This window comes from Aquirufa novilacunae (assembly GCF_045310505.1).
GTDB classification, from domain to species: domain Bacteria; phylum Bacteroidota; class Bacteroidia; order Cytophagales; family Spirosomataceae; genus Aquirufa; species Aquirufa novilacunae.
Genome location: NZ_JBEWZG010000003.1, coordinates 360,022 through 381,992, shown reverse-complemented (window position 1 = coordinate 381,992; position 21,971 = coordinate 360,022). Strand labels below are relative to the sequence as shown.

At 41.4% G+C, this 21,971-nt stretch carries 17 protein-coding genes and 1 riboswitch; of the genes, 9 read left to right on the top strand and 8 right to left on the bottom strand.

Annotated features, from left to right (window positions below; all coding sequences use genetic code 11):
* Positions 1-31: 31 nt before the first annotated feature.
* The 5 genes from atpH to V7S74_RS09845 form a co-directional block, all read right to left on the bottom strand.
* A complete protein-coding gene (atpH, locus tag V7S74_RS09865) occupies positions 32-568 on the bottom strand; it encodes an ATP synthase F1 subunit delta (protein ID WP_406778593.1) in 537 nt (178 codons plus the stop codon).
* Positions 569-579: 11 nt separating this feature from the next.
* Complete coding sequence (gene atpF, locus V7S74_RS09860; protein WP_406778592.1) at positions 580-1,074, bottom strand: F0F1 ATP synthase subunit B; 495 nt, start codon at positions 1,072-1,074, stop codon at positions 580-582.
* A gap of 126 nt (positions 1,075-1,200) precedes the next feature.
* Entirely contained in the window at positions 1,201-1,446 is a 246-nt protein-coding gene (atpE, locus tag V7S74_RS09855; protein ID WP_406778591.1) for an ATP synthase F0 subunit C, read from the bottom strand.
* Positions 1,447-1,481: 35 nt separating this feature from the next.
* Positions 1,482-2,579: a F0F1 ATP synthase subunit A gene (gene atpB / locus V7S74_RS09850; RefSeq protein WP_406778790.1), complete on the bottom strand. Its 1,098-nt coding sequence runs from the start codon at positions 2,577-2,579 to the stop codon at positions 1,482-1,484.
* Positions 2,580-2,603: 24 nt separating this feature from the next.
* Complete coding sequence (locus V7S74_RS09845; protein ID WP_406778590.1) at positions 2,604-2,963, bottom strand: hypothetical protein; 360 nt, start codon at positions 2,961-2,963, stop codon at positions 2,604-2,606.
* Between the two features lie 99 nt (positions 2,964-3,062).
* A riboswitch (SAM riboswitch) is annotated at positions 3,063-3,180 on the top strand.
* A 9-nt stretch (positions 3,181-3,189) separates the two neighbouring features.
* On the opposite strand from V7S74_RS09845, the gene V7S74_RS09840 reads away from it, so the two are divergent.
* Positions 3,190-4,287, top strand: coding sequence for a homoserine O-acetyltransferase family protein (locus tag V7S74_RS09840; protein WP_406778589.1), 1,098 nt, complete (start codon positions 3,190-3,192; stop codon positions 4,285-4,287).
* Complete coding sequence (locus tag V7S74_RS09835) at positions 4,274-5,059, top strand: SDR family NAD(P)-dependent oxidoreductase (RefSeq protein WP_406778588.1); 786 nt, start codon at positions 4,274-4,276, stop codon at positions 5,057-5,059. Before V7S74_RS09840 ends, V7S74_RS09835 begins: the two co-directional genes overlap by 14 nt.
* Here V7S74_RS09835 and V7S74_RS09830 read toward each other — a convergent pair.
* Positions 5,046-6,236, bottom strand: coding sequence for a nucleoside permease (locus V7S74_RS09830; protein WP_406778587.1), 1,191 nt, complete (start codon positions 6,234-6,236; stop codon positions 5,046-5,048). The two genes, V7S74_RS09835 and V7S74_RS09830, sit on opposite strands and share 14 nt — an antisense overlap.
* A gap of 294 nt (positions 6,237-6,530) precedes the next feature.
* Here V7S74_RS09830 and V7S74_RS09825 point away from each other — a divergent pair, with 294 nt between their 5' ends.
* Together V7S74_RS09825 and V7S74_RS09820 are read left to right on the top strand one after the other, a co-directional pair.
* The gene (locus V7S74_RS09825) at positions 6,531-6,995 is read left to right on the top strand and encodes a DUF3592 domain-containing protein (RefSeq protein ID WP_406778586.1); all 465 of its coding nucleotides are present in this window, start codon (positions 6,531-6,533) and stop codon (positions 6,993-6,995) included.
* A gap of 47 nt (positions 6,996-7,042) precedes the next feature.
* Positions 7,043-7,870, top strand: coding sequence for an inositol oxygenase family protein (locus V7S74_RS09820; protein ID WP_406778585.1), 828 nt, complete (start codon positions 7,043-7,045; stop codon positions 7,868-7,870).
* A gap of 323 nt (positions 7,871-8,193) precedes the next feature.
* On the opposite strand, the gene V7S74_RS09815 is transcribed toward V7S74_RS09820, so the two are convergent.
* Together V7S74_RS09815 and V7S74_RS09810 are read right to left on the bottom strand one after the other, a co-directional pair.
* Positions 8,194-8,721, bottom strand: coding sequence for a nuclear transport factor 2 family protein (locus V7S74_RS09815; RefSeq protein ID WP_406778584.1), 528 nt, complete (start codon positions 8,719-8,721; stop codon positions 8,194-8,196).
* Between the two features lie 11 nt (positions 8,722-8,732).
* A complete protein-coding gene (locus tag V7S74_RS09810; RefSeq protein WP_406778583.1) occupies positions 8,733-9,911 on the bottom strand; it encodes a serine hydrolase domain-containing protein in 1,179 nt (392 codons plus the stop codon).
* A gap of 116 nt (positions 9,912-10,027) precedes the next feature.
* On the opposite strand from V7S74_RS09810, the gene yidD reads away from it, so the two are divergent.
* From yidD to V7S74_RS09785, 5 genes are all read left to right on the top strand, one after another.
* Entirely contained in the window at positions 10,028-10,252 is a 225-nt protein-coding gene (yidD, locus tag V7S74_RS09805) for a membrane protein insertion efficiency factor YidD (protein ID WP_406778582.1), read from the top strand.
* 492 nt (positions 10,253-10,744) lie between these two features.
* Complete coding sequence (locus V7S74_RS09800) at positions 10,745-13,741, top strand: SusC/RagA family TonB-linked outer membrane protein (RefSeq protein WP_406778581.1); 2,997 nt, start codon at positions 10,745-10,747, stop codon at positions 13,739-13,741.
* A gap of 54 nt (positions 13,742-13,795) precedes the next feature.
* Positions 13,796-15,265 (top strand): RagB/SusD family nutrient uptake outer membrane protein, encoded by a 1,470-nt coding sequence (locus tag V7S74_RS09795; RefSeq protein WP_406778580.1) that lies wholly within the window; start codon positions 13,796-13,798, stop codon positions 15,263-15,265.
* A 105-nt stretch (positions 15,266-15,370) separates the two neighbouring features.
* Entirely contained in the window at positions 15,371-18,670 is a 3,300-nt protein-coding gene (locus V7S74_RS09790; protein WP_406778579.1) for a VCBS repeat-containing protein, read from the top strand.
* 4 nt (positions 18,671-18,674) lie between these two features.
* Positions 18,675-21,971, top strand: a complete 3,297-nt coding sequence (locus tag V7S74_RS09785) for a VCBS repeat-containing protein (RefSeq protein ID WP_406778578.1) — start codon at positions 18,675-18,677, stop codon at positions 21,969-21,971.

The window sequence follows — 21,971 nt, the reverse complement described above, 5'->3', positions numbered from 1 at the left end:
AAAAAAGGCCCTGTTTCCAAGGCCTTTCTTATTAAGATGCTAAAGAAACTTTTAAATCGTTCAGCTTCCGCTTGATCGAATCATCGATCTGTTGGTCACCTACTTTCAAAATGAATCCACCGATTAGGCTCTCATCAATTTGTTCGATTAATTCTACTTCTTTACCTGTGTAATCTTTTACGATTTTAGCAACGGTTGCTTTCTGATCAGCTGTTAAGCTAGAAGCCGTTGTAACGGTAGCTTTTTGGATTCCTTTGTAATCCGTGTACATCGAGATGAATTCTTTTGCCACAGCAGGAAGAATTTTCTCGCGGTTCTTGTTCGTGATGATCACGAAGATACCGTAAGTCAATGGATTGAATTTATCCTTAAATAGCTTCGCAAGGATCGCTAATTTCGTATAATGCTTAATGATTGGGCTCTTCAGCGCTAACACTAATTCATAACTTCCTTCGCAAGTTTCTGCGAAATCGATCATATCCTTAGCCACAGCCTCTACCGCGTTCTTCTCGATCGCGAAGTCTAGCAGGGATTTAGCGTAACGGTGAGCTACAATTAATTCTGACATGGTCTATTCGATTAAGATAATTTAACGTCAGCCATCCACTCAGTTACTAATTTCTCCTGAGCTGCTTTGTCTTTTAATTGGCTTTTTAACACTTTCTCAGCTAAATCTAAAGAAAGAGTTGCTGCTTCCTTGCGGATAGCGGCTACTGCACTTGCTTTCTCTTGTTCGAACGCCACACGTGCTTTTTCGATTTCTTGGTTAGCGGCAGTTTGTGCATCTAACTTCGCTTGAGAGATCATCGCATCCGACGCTTCTTTCGCTTGTTTGATTAAAGCATCACGCTCAGCACGTGCTGAAGCGATTAATTGCTCGTTACCTGCTTTCAACTCAGCCATTTCAGCACGTGTTGTTTCAGATAATTTGATTGCCTCGTCGATGGATTGCTCGCGCTCAGCTAATGATTGAATGATCGGTTTCCAAGCAAATTTAGCCAAAAGGAAAAACAAGATTCCAAAGACAATTAGTTGCCAGAAGATAAGTCCAAAGTCTGGGGTGATTAACTCCATAGTATTTTTATTTAATATAAATCGTGTCAAAAAACGCAATTTGGCACCTAATGTAAACCAAATTGCGTTTTAAATGGGGTAGAATCTAATGCAAAGGCTAATCCTTTGGCGATTCTGATTGGTATCTTATTTCAAAGTTACCAATAGACAAATTACAGCAGCGAATAACGCAACCGCCTCAACGAAGGCAGCAACGATTAACATCGCACCTTGAATTTTTCCAGACGCTTCTGGTTGGCGAGCGATAGCTTCCATGGCAGAACCACCGATACGACCGATACCGAAACCTGCTCCTAAAGCAGCTAAACCAGCACCAATACCTGCAAGACCAAGACCTACAGAAACTTCTAATAAAATCGATAAAATAGACATACGATTTGGGTTTATATAAAAAAATAATTTACAAATTAATGGTGATGCTCTTCTACCGCCGCTCCGATGTACGTCGAAACTAACATCGTAAAGATGAAGGCTTGAATGAAGGCAACAATTAGCTCGATTACGTTCATGAAAAGCGAGAAAGGAACTACTGCTAGACCTAAAGCTGCATTTTCAAAAATGAAAATCAAGGATACTAAACTTAATAAAATGATGTGACCCGCTGTAATGTTCGCAAACAAACGAACCATTAACGAGAAAGGCTTCATGAAAATACCTACGATTTCTACCGGAGTTAAGATCACTAACATCCACTTCGGTACACCTGGCATTGCGAAGATGTGAGTCCAATACGTCGAACGACCATTAAAGTTCGTTACGAAGAAGGCAATAATCGCTAATACTAAAGTTACGGCGATATTACCTGTTAAGTTTGCGCCTCCTGGAATCAAGCCTAACATATTGTTAAACCAGATAAAGAAGAAGATTGTTAATAAATACGGCATGAAACGACGGTAGTGTTTCTCTCCGATATTGTTTTTTGCGATTTCATCACGCACAAAAATGATGATGGGCTCAAATAATGATTGTAAGCCTTTCGGTGCTCTGTGAGGATTTTTTTTGTATTTTTTACCGATACCGATGAAGATAGACAATAATAAAACTGCTGATAATAATAGAGAGGCTACGTTCTTCGTGATCGAGAAATCGTATACTTTTTCGCCATTCTCCGCGTGAATCTTACCATGCTCTAAAACGAATCCGTTGTAAGCGATTTCTTCGTGGTGTTCGTTCTTAAAGTTAGAAGACGAGAATACTTGTAAGCCTGCTGATTCCGTGTAAACGATACAAGGCAATGGCAAAGTAGCGTGGAAATGGCCAATCGTGAAGAAATGCCAATCATGCTCATCCGCAATGTGGTGTAGAATTAATTTACCTGGATCGAATTTTTCTGTTTTCGCTTCGTGAGCAGCAGGAGCAGTCGCGTGAGCAGCTGTGTCGTGTGATGCAGAATCGTGCGCAGCCACTGGTTCGTTTGCGAACACATTTAGGCTAATAAAGCTCAAGAAAAGCCCTAGTAGTATATTCGAAAAGTACATTTTTTGTGTTGAAGTCTTCACCTGCATCTGAAACATTAATCTTGCTATTTTCTAAAAACGTCGCAAGTTACGAAGCAAACCAAAAATTTCAAAATTTGTGCTACATAAATAGAGTACAAAAAAGTTGCTGGCGAACAAGACCATATTTGGCGTGTGGATAGAAGCGAAATATCCGATGAAAACGACGCTTAAAATAAATCGAATCGTGAGCGAAATCATCTGAAATGGGATGAATTTCTCTCCTTCGTTTTTTAAACCTAATTGAGCGAGGTTGAAGGTCAAGTAGGTTTGGAACAAAAGAAAAACAAAGATGAATTTTAGGTCTGGGTGCATATACGTTAGCACGCTAGTTTGCGCTAAACCATACAAAAGCCCCCCTAAAATTCCATAAAACAGCGCCATTTTTAACATAGGGCAAATATCGTCAGAAAGGAATTAATCGGCAAAGATTTTGGAAAAAAGGGATTTCGGCTGTTACTTGCAACCTCAAATCAAAAAGCCTCGCTTGTTGATTTATAAAGAAGAAGGGAGAGACTAGGCTCAATGAACTTCTGGCAACCCGTCCGCGAAAGCAGACCCCGGTGCTAATTCCTACCCCAGGCGGTGCCTGTTTAGGGAAATATAAACCATTTTGTGCATGCAAGCTGAGTTTCATCATTTTCATTCTGCGTCCCCATTTGCCCTTGAATTAGGGGGAGATTTGCCTGCTTTAGATTTAGCTTACCAAACTTGGGGCAAACTAAACGCTAAAAAAGACAACGTCGTTTGGATTTGCCACGCCTTTACCGGAAGTCACGATGTGGCGGAATGGTGGCAAGGACTGGTAGGACCCGGAAAGTTGTTTAATCCGGAGAATAACCTCATCGTTTGTGTCAATATTTTAGGCTCGCATTACGGTTCATCAGGTCCACTAACGGTGGATCCGAGAACAGGAAAGCCGTATTTTCACTCGTTTCCAGATGTGACGATTCGCGATGTAGTCTCTAGTTTCGAGGTTTTACGTAAAGAATTGAAGATTACGAAGATCAAAACCTGCATCGGTGGTTCTTTAGGTGGCCAGCAAGCCGTTGAATGGGCGATTATGAATCCGGGTTTGATCGAAAATTTGATTTTAGTGGCGACTAACGCGGTTCATTCGCCTTGGGGGATTGCCTTTAATGAGTCCCAAAGAATGGCCATCGAAGTCGACCCTAGCTGGAAAGAATCACAGCCTAAAGCTGGTTTAGAAGGAATGAAGGCCGCTCGTGCGACCGCTTTGATCTCCTACCGCAATTACGAAACCTACCAAATTACCCAAGCTCGCAAGGAAAATTCCTATGGATCATCTTTACGTGCAGTTTCTTATCAACGTTACCAAGGGGAGAAATTAGCTCAACGCTTCAATGCGTATTCCTATTTTCAATTATCGAAGATGATGGATTCGCAAGATGTGGGTCGTAATAGAGGAGGTGCTGTCGCTGCTTTGAAACAAATTCAGTCGAATACGCTGGTAATTGGTATTAAATCCGATGCTTTGTTCCCGATAGTAGAGCAAGAATTCTTAGCTAAGCATATTCCGGGTGCCTCTTTCCATGTCATCGATTCCTTGTATGGGCACGATGGATTCTTAATCGAGAGTGGATTAATGACCAAAGCCGTACGATTATGGCAAAAGTTACAACGCTTAGAAGTAAACCCGATGGCCGAATTCTTCCAGGCCTTAGAAGCTAAAATGGCAGCCCATGAAATTTCATAACAAAGTAGTTTGGATTACGGGCGCTTCGTCCGGAATCGGAGAGGCCTTAGCTTACGCTTTTGCGACAGAAGGTGCTTTATTAGTTTTGTCTGCGCGTCGAGAGGAGGAATTGCAGCGGGTAGCAAAAGCCTGTGGGAATGCCTATGTACTTCCTTTTGACATGCTTTCTGTGGCAGAACATGCCGATCGCGTGCTGGATGTAATCAACACCTACGGCCGTATTGACTATTTAGTTTTAAATGCAGGCGTTTCCCAGCGCTCTTTTGTGAAAGATACTTCCTTCGATGTATATCGCCGTCTGTTTGAGGTGAATTTCTTTTCGATTGTTTCCTTGACTCAGGCTGTTTTACCGATTTTTACCGCCCAAAAATCGGGTGTTTTCGTCCCCATCGCCTCTGTGGCAGGTCGGATTTCGACTCCTCGCCGGGCGGCTTATGGGGCAACTAAGCATGCTTTGATTGGTTTCTTTGACTCTGTGCGGGCAGAAGTTTTCAATGACGGTATCCGCGTAACGACTATTTTGCCAGGTTATATTAAGACGAACATTTCCCTTCACGCGATGAACGAGAAAGGGGAGGCTTACGGTAAAATGGATCCGAATCAGGCCAAAGGCCTAGATCCCAACATCACCGCCCAAAAGATTCTTCATGCCGTACTAGCGGAGAAAAATGAATTCTTTGTCGGTGGATTTCTCGAAGGTTTTGGCCTTTTTGTGAAGCGTTTCTTTCCTGCGATTATGCCATTTATGCTGCGTAAGATTAAGAATACGTAGTCTTTTTCTCACTAAAGAAGAACACGAAGAGTAGTAAAACAACCCCTGCAATCGCAGCTGGCACCATCCAAACTGATTGCCAATCCTTTATATCGTTGATTGTATAATAGTCTAGAACGATTCCCGACAGTTTAGAGCCGATGCCCATCCCGATGCCATAGGTCGCAAAGGTGATTAATCCCTGAGCAGAGTTCTTGATTTTTTCTCCCGCTTTTTGGTCTGTATAAATCTGCCCCGTCACAAAGAAGAAATCGTAGCAAACCCCGTGCAGGATAATTCCGATGTACAAAATCCATTCGCTCGAGATTCCATCCCCATATCCGAAGCAAAGGAAGCGTACAATCCAGGCCACTAGACCTACCACGAGCATCTTTTTAACACCTAATCGAGTGAATGCGATGGGGATCAATAGCATAAAAATCACCTCGGAAGCCTGCCCTAAGGACATTTTATTCTCCACATTGCTCATATGAGAATCTGTTAACGAAGGATTCGCCATCGCATAATAGAAGGACAAAGGAATACAGATCAAAATAGAGGAGATAAAGAAGATCAAGAAGGAACGATCTTTAAATAATTTCAAGGCATCTAGCCCCAAAATCTGTGCCACTGACGCATTTTTATCTCCTTTCGGAGGTGTATTCGGTAAGGTAAACGAGTAGATGCCTAGTAAGAAAGAGGTATACATCGCAATCTCAAATATGGCTACTTTGTCTCCCAAAGCATAAAATCCGATGATATTTGTCACCACGATCCAGGCGATAGTACCGGTAACCCGAATGGAAGGGAATTCCTTCTCTGGATTCGACATTTGGTTCATCGCAATCGAATTCGATAAGGCCAAATTAGGCGCAAAACAAAGCGTGTAAGCTAAAATATACCAGAAAAAGGCCTCCGGATCTCTTTCTAAACTCAAAAAGTACAGGATAATACCACCCAAAATATTCAAAAAGCCCATTACTTTTTGGGCAGCAAAAAAGCGATCTGAAATCAAGCCCACGAAGAAAGGGGCAAAGATGGAGGCAATCGCAAAAGTCGTATAGGCATTGCCCACTTGATCGCCCGTAGCGTGTAAATTATCTAATAAGTACTTACTCATCTGTCCGTACCAGGCGCCCCATCCGAAGAACATCAGGAACATCATGGACATGAGTTGGAATTTTACGCTACTTTTCATCTTTTTTGAGGTTTAGAGTTACCAAAAATACAAATTTGTCAGATATTTAAAATTTTCTGAAAATATATTTTTTGGGCATTTTTCCTGTTTTGATATACCGATTTTCAGTTATTCTGCATTTTTTTTCAGACTTAAGTGTGTTTTTGAATCGGGTTTTTTTTAAATAGTGCAAAAATCTCATTTTATCCCCTTAAAACACAACTTGTCAGCATTCCTGAGCGAGGAGCTAATAATTTGATAATCAGTATTATTTATCGTTTTTTTGAGTGTTGAATAACATTCAGCGGAAAAAATATGTTCGGAATCTTATTAATATCAGCTCGGCCTACTGGCGAATTTCACGGATCGATGCCCTTGTTCTTGGGCGCGTTCACGTTGATTTCTGTGGTATTAATTGGTTTTGGATTGATTCTTTTCAAAAAGCGCAAACAGTGGATCCACAATTCGAAGATGACCTACGGCAAAATCGTGGAAATCTCGAAGCGTTATTCTCGCGATGACCACAGTGGTCGCTTTCCTATTTACTTTCCGATTGTCTCTTACTATGTGAATGGTCTTGAATTTAGACGTGAGGCAGACAAAGGCTTAGCAAAAACCTGCGAAATCGGTCAAGAAATCCCTGTTCGCTATTTGTCTGAGAATCCTTACGAGGCTTCTTTGGCAGAAAACACCGTACCCGGTTTAAATCCATCCATCTTCTTTGCGATGGGCATTTTGATGCTGGCCAGCGCCATCATCTTATTGGTGTTGAAGTCTTAATTTCATTTTTCGAAGCCTTTTTGTAATTTGGTCCAAAATCTAGGACTATGGAAACTCCCGTTAAAGAAAAAGAGGAATTTAGAAATTACGATCAAGGTGAAATCACCGCTGCAGTAAAGGAACACTACCGCAAAATGCGCTCTCGCCAAACATACGATTATGTTCAGCGCATGAAAGCAAAATACCTCACTTTCGAGCGTCCCATGGACCTTTGGGATATGATGGAGCGCCTAAACGTCCTGGTTGATGTTTCCGATCCAGACCTAAATCTCCCTAACATCATTCACTTGTTGCAATCTGCCGAAGGCATGCGCGCAGACAATCGCCCAGACTGGATGCAATTAGTGGGTCTAATTCACGACCTTGGAAAAGCTATGTACCTATTCGGCTCTGACGAAGACGGCACCTCACAAGCAGAACAATGGGGTCTAGTAGGCGACGTTTTCGTCGTAGGTTGCAAATTACCTGACTCCTGCGTTTACCCAGAGTTCAATGCCTTAAACCCTGACATGCAGGACCCTCGCTATAATACCGAATTAGGTATTTACGAAGCGGGTTGCGGTTTAGACAATATCCACCTAGCCTGGGGACACGATGAATATTTGTATCAGGTACTAAAGAATCACAAGGATAATCAAATCCCAGAAGCTGGAATGGCCATGATCCGTTACCATTCTTTCTACCCATGGCATTCCGGCGGTAGCTATAAAGCCTTATTATGCGAAAAAGACGCGCAATACCTTGAATGGATTCGCGATTTCAATCAGTATGATTTGTATACCAAATCCCCGTTAGTTCCTAATTATGAGGAATTGAAGGAGTATTATAAGCCGATAGCGGAGAAATATCTTGGTAAAGGTCCTATCTACTGGTAAATGTAAAGACCCTAAGTCTCCTTGTTCCTAGCGAAAAGACTCGGCTTCGGGTCTTTTCATTTGCCATGAACAAATAGGTCTCTTTGCCTCGATTCTGTTTACTGTATAAAACAAAATGCCCCTTGAAAATGGCGTATAAAAATAATTGCTCCTAGAAAATGTTGTATCCAAATATTTTCCGCGGAGCAATTATTTTTATTCTCTTTTCAGAGCTCATTTGTAGTATCCTAGCCAAAAATGCCATTACCACTCAGAGATAATTTTTGTTCAGGGGTCCAAAAATATTTATGCAATAACCTTTTTGGGACCCTGAATAAAAATTATCACCATCCATCATCCGCCTTTGGCTTCACCACCGCCTTCTTCACAGGAGCCGCAGCTTTAGCTGGAGTAGAAGTCTTTCCGCTTACCGCTTTCACCCCCACACCACTCGCCACATTCACGTCCAAAGCAACGCGGCTGTAGACGCGGCAAACGATTTTCCAATCGTCATTGATTTTAACTAGGCTTAATAGGTCGATGTATTTGAAGTCGTCGAATTTAAATTCTACCGTAGCTACGGCAGAAGTTCCAGCATAGGAATAATTTACTAGGTTTCCAGTTGCTTTTGCGCCACCTGTAGGCATCCCAGCGATGAATTTACGTAAAGGGGTGTCTACTAATTTCCCTGTGGAGGCATTCAAATTTCGTAGAAGGGCGTTGCTTGCAAAGGCACGACCTAAACTAGCGGTGTCACCTTTCGTGAATCCCTCGGTGTAAGCAGAAATGCTGGATTTAATCCCATCGTCCTCTGATTGGGCGAATGCGGAGAAGCCCATTAGGCAGCATAAGGCAAAAAATACATTTTTCATGGTCTGTTAATTTAGTTTCCTCCTGAAGATTCTTGCTCAGCTGGGAGATTTTCCCCCTTTAAGAAATACTTCGCTTTTTCAGGATATAAAATGGATTGAACGATATTGACTTTGGATAAAGAATGATTTGCCATGTTTCCTAGGATGATGATGGCAGAATTGTCTTTCGAATTATGCAGGTAATAGTTTTTAAACCCATGCCACCAGCCAGTGTGGTAGGTTAACCACTCGCCATTTTCTAATTGCTTCAAGCGCCAGCCTAAGCCATAGTTTGTGGTTAACACTTTTGGTTTTGTGTGCTGAGGCGTGAATGCTTCGGCTAACGAACTGAGTTTGACTACGGTTTCCGAATTTAAGGCTTGGTCCCAAAGAAACATATCCTCCACGGTCGAATAGATTCCTTTATCTCCAGTCACTCCATCTAGATGATCGAATCCAACAACGGCTAGGCCGGAACGTTTGGGTTGATAGCCTGTGGCTGATTTTTTCAGTTGTTCCGGATGTTGAGGATCATAAACAAAGGATTCATTCATCCCAGCAGGGGTGAAGATATTCTCTTTCACGTATTCCCTGAAACCTTTTCCGCTGATTCGCTCGACGATGTAGGCTAATAAGATGTAGTTTGTGTTATTATAATGAAACTGGCGATTAGGGTGGTAATCGATGCCAGGTTTGATGCGGTTGAAAAGCTCCACGACTTTGGCATTTGTCAATGGCGCTTTTTTATCATAATACTTATCTAAACAATAGGCATAATTAGGAAGGCCAGATTTATGTGTTAATAAACTGCGAATCGTGATGCTGGAATCGTAAGGGAATCCGGGAATGTGTTGCTCTACGCGATCATCTAGCTTTAATTTCCCTTGTTCCATCAATTGTAAAATCGAAACAGCAGTGAATTGCTTGGAGACTGACGCTAATTGAAAGGGTGTTCGCGTGCTTAAAGGGTCTTTTGTGAAATTATTCGCTATGCCAAAAGCTCTCTTGTAAATCACCTTCCCGTATTGTGCGATAAGAACGGTGCCATTGAATCCGGTTTTCTTTTGAAGCGTCTTAAAGAAAGTATCTAATTTAACCGCTTTTTGCTGCGCAATGCTGGGATTAAATAGACTCGCAATACTGTCATTTCTCTTTTCTACCGCACTATTCTTGGTAAAAAGGTGACCGGGAATGTTGTTGCAGGAGGCCATACAAAATAAGCATGCCAAAATTCCAAGAGCTAAAGACCTGCGATTCATGTAATATTGCGAATTGAATTGATTAATTTTAAAGCAATTTAATCAGAAAAGGCTTTATTTCAAACCCCATGATCCAGCGGATTTTTGTTTTCTTTTTTCTGATCTTGATACGTATCTATCAAGGGATGATTTCCCCTTTTCTGCCTAATTCCTGTCGGTATACTCCCACCTGTTCTTCGTATGCTAAAGAAGCTCTTCAGAAGCATGGTTTATTCGAAGGTTTGCGCTTGACAATCAAGCGAATTGCAAGCTGCCATCCCTGGGGTGGAAGTGGTCACGATCCCGTACCCTGAAGTCAAATCAACAGTATAGCACTGTTCGAATTGTATTATTCTAATTTTAACCTAAATTATTTTTGGCATTAGATTACCGAAAAAAAACTGATTTTTTTTTCAAAAAATTTTCTATTGAAAAAATACAATCGTTTGTGGGCTTATTTGGAGGTTTTGGTCTGAAATTGACTGAAAAATAGGGTCTCTGTTAAAGATTAGATAACAATTAGATTATTTTCAGATTCTGTCCTACACTGTGCTAGCTTTAAAGAAATTCTAGCTTAAGTACAATTTATGAGTCATAAGTCCCCGTTTCATTATGGGAAATCATTTTTTTATTCAATTTATTCTTACTTTTTTTGTGACGGTTTTGAAATTACTCATACTATGTAAACGATTACATGAGGATTTTGAAGGGCTTTGGCCCATAGAATCTATGTCTTCATTATATAATAGGAATAAGAACAAGACCACAAGAATCATTAATCATTTTTAACCCTTAATTTTTCACTTATGATTCATTCTTACAAAAGAGTGGGTCGCCTTGTGCGATCAAGTGTAAGTAACCTAGGCTTTAAGCAAGCTTTTAGTGTTGCTGTTGCACTATTAATTTCCTTGGGTGCTTTTGCTCAAGATGTGGTTTCAGGGAAAGTAACTGATGCTGCTGATGGCTCAGCTATTCCTGGAGTTTCTGTAACAGTTAAAGGTACTACTAAAGGTGCTCAAACTGACGTTAACGGTACTTACAAAGTAAACGCAGCAAGTGGAAGCACTTTGGTGTTTACATTCGTAGGTTATACTTCAAAAGAAGTAAAGGCTACAGGTTCTGTAGTTAATGTTGCTTTATCTGCGGATAACAAATCTTTAGAGGAAGTTGTAGTAGTAGGTTACGGTACACAAAAGCGTAAAGAGATTTCTGGAACTGTAACAAGTTTAGGAGCTCGTGAATTCAACGCGGGTGTTGTTACTAACCCATTAGCTGCGGCTCAAGGTAAAGTAGCGGGTTTAGTTATCACTCAGTCTTCTGGTGATCCTAACGCTCGTCCAACGGTACGTTTACGTGGTACAGGTTCATTGAACGCAGGTTCTGAGCCATTATACGTAATCGACGGTGTAATTGGTGCTCCTATCGAAAACGTTGCTCCAGAAGATATCTTATCTATGGACGTGTTACGTGATGCATCTTCTGCAGCTATCTACGGTTCTCGTGGTGCTAACGGTGTTATCTTGATCAACACAAAACGTGGTAAGTCAGGTGCTCCTACAGTTGATTATTCAGCTTACGTAGGTGCTGAGACTATCTCTCAACGTCCAGAATTATTAAATGCTGCTGAATTCCGCGCTGCTGCTGCGAAATACAAGCAAACATTTGATGATAATGGTGCTAACACTGATTGGTTAGATGTAATTACACGTACTGCGGTTTCTCAAAACCACAACGTAGGTGTTTCTGGTGGTTCTGAGAACTTATCATACCGTGCTTCAGTAGGTTATTTAGACCAAAAAGGTACATTAATCGGTTCTGGTAAAGATCGTTTAACAGGTCGTTTAAACTTAGATGCGAAAGCATTAGACGGTAAATTGATGATGAAATTCAACATGTCTGCTATGCAAACAAACGGAACTTTCTCTGATAACCGTGCGGTAGGTTTTGCAATGAACATGCGTCCAACTGATCCAGTTTACGCTGCAAACGGAAACTACTTCCAATTGCCAGGTACATTCGCTAACTTTAACCCATTAGCTGCTTTAGAGAAGAAATCTAACACTCAACGTTTACAAGATTTCTTATTCAATGCATCTGCTGCGTATACAATCTTAGATGGTTTAGTATTCAACGTATCAGGTACATTACGTACTCAAAATGCTAACAATAGCTATTTCGCTTCTACTACTCCAGGTAACTTATTATCTACTGTAGGTGGTAACTCAGCTTCTCGTTCATTGAACGCTGTAACTGATAAGCAATTAGAGGCTACTTTAAACTGGACTAAGAAGTTAAATGATGTTTCTACATTGACTTTATTAGGAGGTTATACTTACCAAGACGTTGTTAACGACGGTTTCGGTGCTTCAAACAACAACTTCTTAACAGATGCGTTTGGTGCTGATAACATCGGTTCAGGTTTAGGTATTCGTACAAACCCATCTTTATTATATTCTTACAAGAATGAATACAAGTTGGTTTCTTTCTTAGCACGTGCTCAATACTCGTTAATGAACAAGTATTTCGCAACTGTTAACATGCGTCGTGACGGTTCTACTAAATTCGGAGATAACAACAAGTGGGGTTTATTCCCATCAGTTTCTGTGGGTTGGTCATTATCTGAAGAAGCTTTCTTAAAAGGAAATTCAACAATCGACAACTTGAAGCTTCGTGTTTCTTGGGGTAGAACTGGTAACTCAGAAGGTATCCGTCCATTATTATCTAAATCATTCTATGGCCCATCTGGATCATACTATGATGGATCTGCTGATGACTTCTTACCAGCTTACGCTATCCAATCTAACCCTAACCCTAACTTGAAGTGGGAGGTTAACGAAAACTACGGTTTTGGTATTGACTACTCTATCTTAAAAGGTAAGTTAACAGGTTCGATTGACTGGTATACTCGTCAAACAAAAGATTTATTATACACTGTTAATGCTCCACAAGAGAAAGGATATGTATATCCAACTATCTTAGCGAACATTGGTTCGATGCAAAACCGTGGTATTGAGATCACTGCTACATACCAATGGTTAGATACGCAAGATTGGTCTATTAGCTCTACATTCGCTGGTTCATTCAACCAAAACGAATTGATCTCATTGAAAAATGATGAGTTCGCTGCAGCTGACCAAGTATTCTTATCTACTTCTTTAGGTAGCTACATCCGTGGTACTTCAGCAGTAAACTTCTCAGTTTTACAAGCTGGTCAACCAGTAGGTGTATTCTACGGAGCTAAGATTGCTAAAATCGAGAACGGTAAATATGTATTCCAAGACCTTAACGGTGATGGTACTGTAGATCCTAACGCGAAAGATCGTACTTACTTAGGAAATCCTAACCCTACTTTCGTAGGTGGTTTAACTACTAACGTACGTTACAAAGCATTTGACTTACAATTCCAATTCACAGGAAACGCTGGAGCGAAAATCGTAAACACAAACAACTTATTGTTAGGTCGTCAAGATGGTCGTTTAGCTGAGTCTAACGCATTGAAATCTGCTTTAACGTCTATCATCAATGATGAGCGTACAATCCCTATGGATTACTACGTAGAGTCAGGAGATCATATCCGTTTAAACAACGCTTCTTTGGGTTATACTTTACCAGTTAAAGGTGTATTCAAAAGAGCTCGTATTTATGTAGCTGGTAACAACTTATTGTTGTTCACTAATTATACAGGTGTAGATCCAGAAGTTAGCCAAAACCTAGCTATCGGTTCTGCAGCGCCAGGTATTGACGTTCGTGAGACATACTACAAGACTCGTGCATTTACTGCGGGTATTAACTTGTCTTTCTAAACAAAATACCCACACTATTAGTTATATAACTTAATTAATAAAATCATTAAAAAAATGAAAAAATATATCTATAAAGTACTTTCAGTAGGTGTTTTCGCTTCGTTAGCCCTATCGTCTTGTACAGATTTAACTGAGCCAGTTTACGATTCGATCCCAGCTGATCAATTCTTGAAAACTGATGCTCAAATTGCTGCGGCACTAGGACCAGCTTATGGTGGTCTTCGTGGTATCACTTGGGATTGGTTTAATCCAAGTGAAGCATCTTCGGATGAGTTAATCGTTCCTACACGTGGTGGTGACTGGTATGATGGTGGTGACTGGTTAGCTTACTCACGTCACACATGGACTCCACAACACGGACCTATCAACGGTATGTGGGGATTCATCTTTGGTAACATCTCTCAGGTGAACCAATTGATCCCAGTGGTTGCTTCTAACCAAAAAGCGGTAGATGAGTTACGTGCAGTGCGTGCGATCTATTACTTCATGGCAGTAGATGCATTCGGTAATGTGCCTATCGTTACAGATAACAAATCATCTGCAGCGACTAAGACTCGTGCTGAAGTGTATAACTTTATCGTTTCTGAGTTAACATCTGCTATCCCTAACTTGCCAGCAGGTAAAGCTTACTCTCGTATGACTCAAGATGCTGCTAAAGCATTGTTAGCGAAAGTATACTTAAACGCAGGTGTGTACAAAGGAGCTACTGAGTGGCAAAAAGCTTATGATACAGCTGATCAAGTAATCAAATCTTCGAACAACTGGTCATTGTCTTCTTCTACTTTGTCTAACTTTATCGTTCAAAACCAAGGTTCAAACGAGAACATTTTTGCTATCCCTTTCGATTCTTTCAAAGCGGGTGGTATGAACTTCCAAATGAGAACGTTACACTATGCTAACCAACAAACGTATGGTTTAGGTAACTCTCCATGGAACGGTTTCTGTACTTTAGCTGATTTCTACAACTCATTTGAGTCAGGTGACTTACGTGGTGCTATGTGGATCAAAGGACAGCAATATGCTGCTTCTGGAGCTAAGTTAAAAGATGCGAAAGGTGCTGATTTAGCATTCGTTGCGGATTGGGAAAAAGATCAAATGACTGATGCAGATGCAGTTTACCAAGTAGCTGGTATCCGTTCTCAGAAATATGAGATCCAAAAGAACAACCCGAACGGTGATCAATCAAATGACTACGTATTCTTACGTTTAGCTGACGTTATCTTAATGCGTGCTGAAGCTGCTTTCCGTTTAGGAAACACAGCTCAAGCGTTAACAGATATCAACGCGATCCGTACTCGTTCTGGTGTTGCTCCTTTAACTGCGGTTACTGCTGACGATATCTTAGCTGAGCGTGGACGTGAGTTAGCTTGGGAAGGATGGAGACGTAATGACTTAATCCGTTTCAACAAATTCTCTGTAGAGCGTAAGTTCATGAAGGTTACAGACAAGACGCGTGAATTGTTCCCAATTCCACAACCTCGTCGTGATGCTAACCCATTATTGACTCAAAACCCAGGATATTAATCTGTAGGTTTTTGATAGAAAGGCAGAACCATTTGGTTCTGCCTTTTTGTTTTATATGCCCCTAGTATTTTGTAATTTTGTGACGCAAAAATTCACGCTTTTAGGATGAAAAATTTCAGTTTAATCACCCTTCTTTCCATCGCTTTATTTTCTTGTTCTCAGAAAGAGGATACCCTTTTCGAAGAGTTGCCTGCTGATCAAACCGGTATCGATTTTGTGAACCGTAGTTTGGAGAAAAAAGAGTTCAATATCTTCAATTACCGCAACTTCTATAACGGTGGTGGTGTGGCTATTGGTGATGTGAATAATGATGGTCTCTCGGATCTATTTGTAACTTCTAATTTCGAAGACAATAAGTTGTATTTGAATAAGGGGGAGATGAAGTTTGAGGACATTACAGTGAAGTCAGGGATTGTAGGGAAGAAGTTTTGGTCGACTGGGGTGACTTTTGCTGATGTGAATGGGGATGGTTTGATGGACATCTATGTGTGTAATTCGGGATCACGTGATCAACGTGGAAACCAGTTATACATTAATCAAGGAATTAAGGGTGGCGTGCCTACGTTTAAGGATCAAGCTAAAGAAGCCGGTCTAGAAGACGGTGGATTTTCTACGCATGCGGCCTTTTTTGACTATGATCGCGATGGCGATTTAGATATGTATTTATTGAATAATAGTTTCACCCCGATTGATAAGTTAGGGTATACGAACTTACGTGAGGAGCGTGATAAGTTAGGCGGTGATAAACTGTTTAGAAATGATAGTAAGGATGGAAAGGAACTTCATTTTACCGATGTGTCGGAATCGGCGGGTATTTATGGAAGTTTGATTGGTTTTGGTTTAGGAATTACGATAGGCGATGTTAACAATGACAACTGGCCTGATATTTATATTTCAAATGACTTCTATGAGCGTGATTACCTATATATCAACCAGCATGATGGTACATTCAAGGAGGATTTAGAGAATGAAATGCCGCATATTTCGTTGAGCTCCATGGGAGCTGACATGGCGGATTTGAATGATGACGGTTACATGGACATTTTTGTGACGGACATGTTACCTGGTGATGATCGTCGCTTGAAGACTACCTCTGTTTTCGAAGGATATAACTTAGTGGAGTTGAAGAAGAAGCGCGGTTTTTGGCATCAATACATGCGCAATAACCTGCAATTAAATAATGGAGATGGGACGTTCTCTGAAGTAGGTCAATTAGCCGGTGTGCATGCGACAGATTGGAGCTGGGGAGCTTTGATTTTCGACATGGATAATGACGGGAAGAAGGATATTTTCGTGGCGAATGGTATTGCCAAAGACCTAACAGATCAAGATTTTGTCGATTTCTTAGGCGATCGCAACACGATGCAGCAGATGTTAGATGGAAAGAAATTTGACTACAAAGAATTCACGGATAAGATTTCTTCTGTACCTATTCCGAATTATGCCTACAAAAATGAAGGTGATTTGAAGTTCTCGAATCAGGTGAAATCTTGGGGATTAGAAGGCCCAGGTTTCTCGAACGGGTCAGCCTATGGTGATTTAGACAATGATGGGGATTTAGATTTAGTGGTGAATAATGTGAACTCACCTTTGTCTGTCTACAAGAACAAAACGAATGAGAAGTTAAAGAATCATTATTTGACGGTTCACTTAAAAGGAACAGATCGCAACTTAAATGGTATCGGAGCACGCGTAACCGTTTATCAGAAAGGCGGATTCAAAGTCTTGCAACAGATGCCTAACCGGGGTTTTCAGTCGTCGAGTGATCACCAGATGGTGTTTGGTTTAGGAGCGAACGGAGCGATTGACTCGGTACAGGTTTTATGGCCAAACGATAAAATCGAAACGATTAAATCAGTGAAGTCAGATCAGACGATTACCTTGAAGCAAGAGAATGCGAAGGAGATCTTCCACTTCTTTGAGGCTAAGCAGACGCCAATTTTTGCGGATGTGACGTCAGGGCTTTTGGATTATCTACACGTCGAAAGTATGTTTAATGACTACGATCGCGATGTGTTATTAAAGCAAAAGTATTCAACTCAAGGTCCAGCGCTGGCGGTGGGTGATGTGAATGGAGATGGTCTAGAGGATATTTATTTAGGTGGGGCTGCAGGTCAGATCAAGAAATTATTTATCCAAAAAGCCGGAGGTAAATTCGTGGATTCTCCTCAAGCTGATTTTAGTTTAGATCAAACGACAGAAAATACGGATGCAATTTTCTTCGATGCGGACAAGGATGGCGACCAGGATTTATTCGTTGTGACGGGTAGTAATGAGTTTGCGGAGAATGCACCGGAATTGCATGATTTATTGTATTTAAATGATGGTAAAGGAAATCTGAAACGCGATGTGAGATTCCCAATGATTTATGAGAATGGATCAAGTGTTTCGGCGGCAGATTACGATAAAGATGGAGACATCGATTTATTCGTGGGAACGCGAATGGTGAATGCGAAGTATGGCCAAAGTGCGCAAAGTAATTTATTCATTAACGACGGAACCGGAGGATTTAAGAATCAATCGAAACGCTACATGCCGCAGGTGACTGACTTAGGGATGGTAACGGATTCAGAATGGTCTGATGTCAACGGGGATGGATATGTGGATTTAGTGGTGACGCAAGATTGGGGTCCGGTAGTCGTGTTTAAAAATGAGAGAGGAAGAAAATTGACGAAGCAGGAGCCGGTGGTTGGGTCTGAAGGTCTTTGGGCTTGTGCTAAACCAGCAGATATGGATGGCGATGGAGATGTGGATTTTGTGTTGGGGAATTTTGGCCTAAATTCTAAAATTAAAGCATCTGTGGAGGCTCCAGCCTATTTGCACGTGGGTGATTTCGATAAGAATGGGGTGGTAGAACAAATTATCTCTTGCGTTACGGAGGATGGAAATACCTATCCGATGGTATTAAAAGGCGAGATGCAGCGTGCGCTTCCGATGATTAAGAAGAAATTTATCAAGTACAAAGATTACGCGAATAAGACGGTGGAGGAATTATTTACGGATGAGCAGCGAGAAGGTGCGACTGTGAGGCAAATTCAAACGACGTCTTCCTCTTTCATGATCAATGATGGGAAAGGTAATTTCACTTTCCAAGCCTTGCCTTATCAGGCCCAGTTTTCGCCTATTCGCGCGATCCAAACAGGGGACTTCAATAAGGATGGCAAATTAGATATTTTATTAGCAGGTAATTTCTTCGATTCTCTTCCGGAGTGGGGGCGTTTCGATGCGAATTATGGCCTTCTATTAGAGGGTCAAGGAAAAGGTAAATTCGCCGTGAAATTATCGAAGCAAACCGGATTCAAAACCCTCGGTCAAGTACGTAATATGGCACTCGTAAAAGGAGGAAAGTCGACTTACGTGGTTTTGGCCAAAAATGATGAAAAAGCCCAAGTATTTAAATTTTAAAACAATGCGTACCCAAAATTATCTATTCACACTCTTATTTTCTGTAGCTCTTTTTGCCTGCAACTCAGGCGATGACGTAGTGCTTTTCGAAAAATTAGATGCCGAAAAGACACACATTGATTTTGCCAATAATATCACTGAAACCAAGGATTTCAATATCCTAGATTACCTCTATTTTTATAACGGTGGTGGGGTTTCTGCGGGAGACATCAACAATGATGGTTTAGTAGATTTATTTTTTGTTTCGAATCAAGGCAAGAACAAATTGTACTTGAACAAAGGGGAGATGCAATTTGAAGATATCTCTGAAAAGGCGGGAATCGAAGGCTTTTCTGACTGGAAAACGGGTGTGACGATGGCCGATGTGAATGCGGACGGTTTCTTAGATATCTATGTGTGTGCGGTTGGGAATTACAAAGGATTAGAAGGATCGAACGAATTATATATTAATAACGGGGACAATACGTTCTCGGAGAAGTCGAACGAATATGGTTTAGACTTTACCGGTTTCTCCACGCAAGCGGCCTTCTTCGATTATGATAAAGACGGAGATTTAGATTGCTATTTATTGAATCACGCCGTGCACAACACGCGTTCGTATGACCGCGTTAATACACGTTCATTAAAAGATAATGAGGCGGGTGATTATTTATACCGCAATGACAACGGGAAGTTTGTCGATATATCCAAAGAGTCAGGCATCTACCAAGCGGCTATGGGCTATGGTCTAGGCATTTCGGTGGCGGACATAAATAACGATGGCTGGTTAGATATCTACGTGAGCAATGACTTCCACGAGGATGATTACTATTACATTAACCAAAAAGACGGCACCTATAAAGAAGGCATTCGTGATCACTTCAAGCATTTGAGTCGTTTCTCGATGGGCTCAGATGTGGCCGATATCAATAACGATGGATTCCAAGATGTGATGACCTTGGATATGTATCCGGATGATGAGAAAGTGGAGAAATCGTCGGTGGGTGAGGATCCTTTGGACATCTACATGTACAAATTGCAATTCGGTTATTTCAATCAATACTCAAGAAACTGCCTTCAGTTGAATATGGGAGGACAAAAATTCTCTGACATCGCTGCCTCTTCTGGAGTTGCCGCGACGGACTGGAGCTGGAGCACCTTGATGAACGATTACGATGGGGATGGAATTAAGGACATCTTCGTTTCGAATGGTATTTTACGTCGTCCGAACGACTTGGATTATTTGAAATTCGTGATTGGCGATTCACTTCATTATGGCTTGCCTACCTCAGAGAAATTAGATCAAGAGGCGATCGATTTAATGCCGGATGGCCGAGTGCATAATTACATTTTCAAAGGCGCGAAGGATTTACGTTTCGTAGACAAGTCCTTGAAATGGGGTTTTGAAGACAAAGGCGTTTCAAATGGGTCTACTTATGCCGATTTAGATAACGACGGGGACTTAGACTTAGTGACAAACAACTTGAACGAAAAGGCGGGTGTCTACCAAAACAACAGCCGTCAGTTATTAAAGCACAACTTCATTAAAATCAAATTCAAAGGGGATGGCGGTAATACGTTTGGTGTAGGAGCGAAAGTTATCTTGAAAACCAAAGATGGTCAGCAGTTGCAGCAAATGATGCCTACGCGTGGCTTTATGAGCTCGGTGGAGCCTACTTTACTTTTCGGAATTGGAGATTTACAACAGGTGGATGAGATGCTAGTTATTTGGGAAAATGAGAAGATGCAGATCGTGAAAAACCCGAAGATCAATACCACACTTACGATGGAGCAGAAAAATGCGAACGTGAATGTGAAAGATTATCAATTCTCCGCACCAGTGAAGCCTCTTTTCGAGGAGGTGACAGCGGGTGTAAGTTTCCCTTACCAGCACCAGGAAAATGTCTATTTCGACTTCAACCGGGAATTATTAATTCCGTTCAAAGTATCGATCGAAGGGCCTAAAATGGCCGTGGGAGATGTAAACGGCGATGGATTAGAAGATGTGTATGTAGGTGGTGCGAAGTACCAGGCAGGGCAATTATTGCTGCAGAAAGGGACTGGATTTGTCGTATCCAATCAGCCGGTCTTCAAAGCAGATTCTTTGTATGAGGATGTGGATGCCTTGTTCTTCGATGCAGATGGCGATAAAGACTTAGACCTGTATGTGGTGACAGGGGGTAATGAATTTTATGACCAAATGCCAGAGCAATTTGATCGTCTGTATACAAACGACGGGAAAGGTAATTTCTCCAGAGCATTGAATGCTTTACCTCCAATGTATGATAATAAATCGGTGGTTCGACCTTGTGATATCGATCGTGATGGAGATACCGATTTATTCGTAGGTGGCCGCGTGGTAGGATATTCATACGGAGCATCACCTCGTTCCTATCTGTTAGTGAACGATGGCAAAGGACACTTTGCAGACAAAACAGTGGCTTTAGCTCCGGAATTGCGTGAGGCAGGTATGTTGACAGAGGCGATTTGGGCAGATATTGATCAAGATGGAGATCCGGATTTAACCGTGGTGGGCGATTGGATGCCAATCAAAACCTTTGAAAATAATAAAGGCAAATTCAAATTAATCGAGAACGGCCTGGAAGAGAAGACGGGTTTCTGGTCCGGAATTACGGCGGCGGATTTTGACAAAGATGGAGATATGGATTTCATCGTAGGAAATCTAGGGACGAATACGAAGCTACGTAAGGAACTTGAAGGTCAGTTACGCATGCAGATTAAGGACATCGACAAAAACGATACGAAAGAACACATCGTTTCCTATAACCGCGGCGATGATTGGTTCCCAATTAACAGCAAGGATGAGATGGGAAAACAGATCCCAAGTATCATCAATAAGAAGTACACGGCCTACCATATGTTTGCGGGTAAGACGGTGGAAGAGATTTTTGGCGATAAGGAATTAGAGGGTGCAGAGGAAAAGCGCGTGAATACGTTTGAATCTGTTTATTTGGAAAACCAAGGGAACAAGACGTTTAAGCTGGTGTCACTTCCTCCATTAGCCCAGGTGTCTAAGATTATGGTCTTGCGCACAGAGGATGTCGATAAAGATGGTAACCTGGATGTGATTGTAGGTGGAAACTTTAATGGTGCTTCGATGTACCAGGCTCGATATGACGCCTTCTTTGGCCTAATTCTGAAAGGAAATGGGAAAGGTGGGTTCAAGCCGCTTATCCCTACGGATACAGGCTTGATGCTCGAAGGCGACATTCGCGACATAAAACAGGTGAAAACTACCTCAGGAATTTTGTACCTAGTGGCACGTAACAACGATAAACTACAGGTATTTAAGAAATTATAG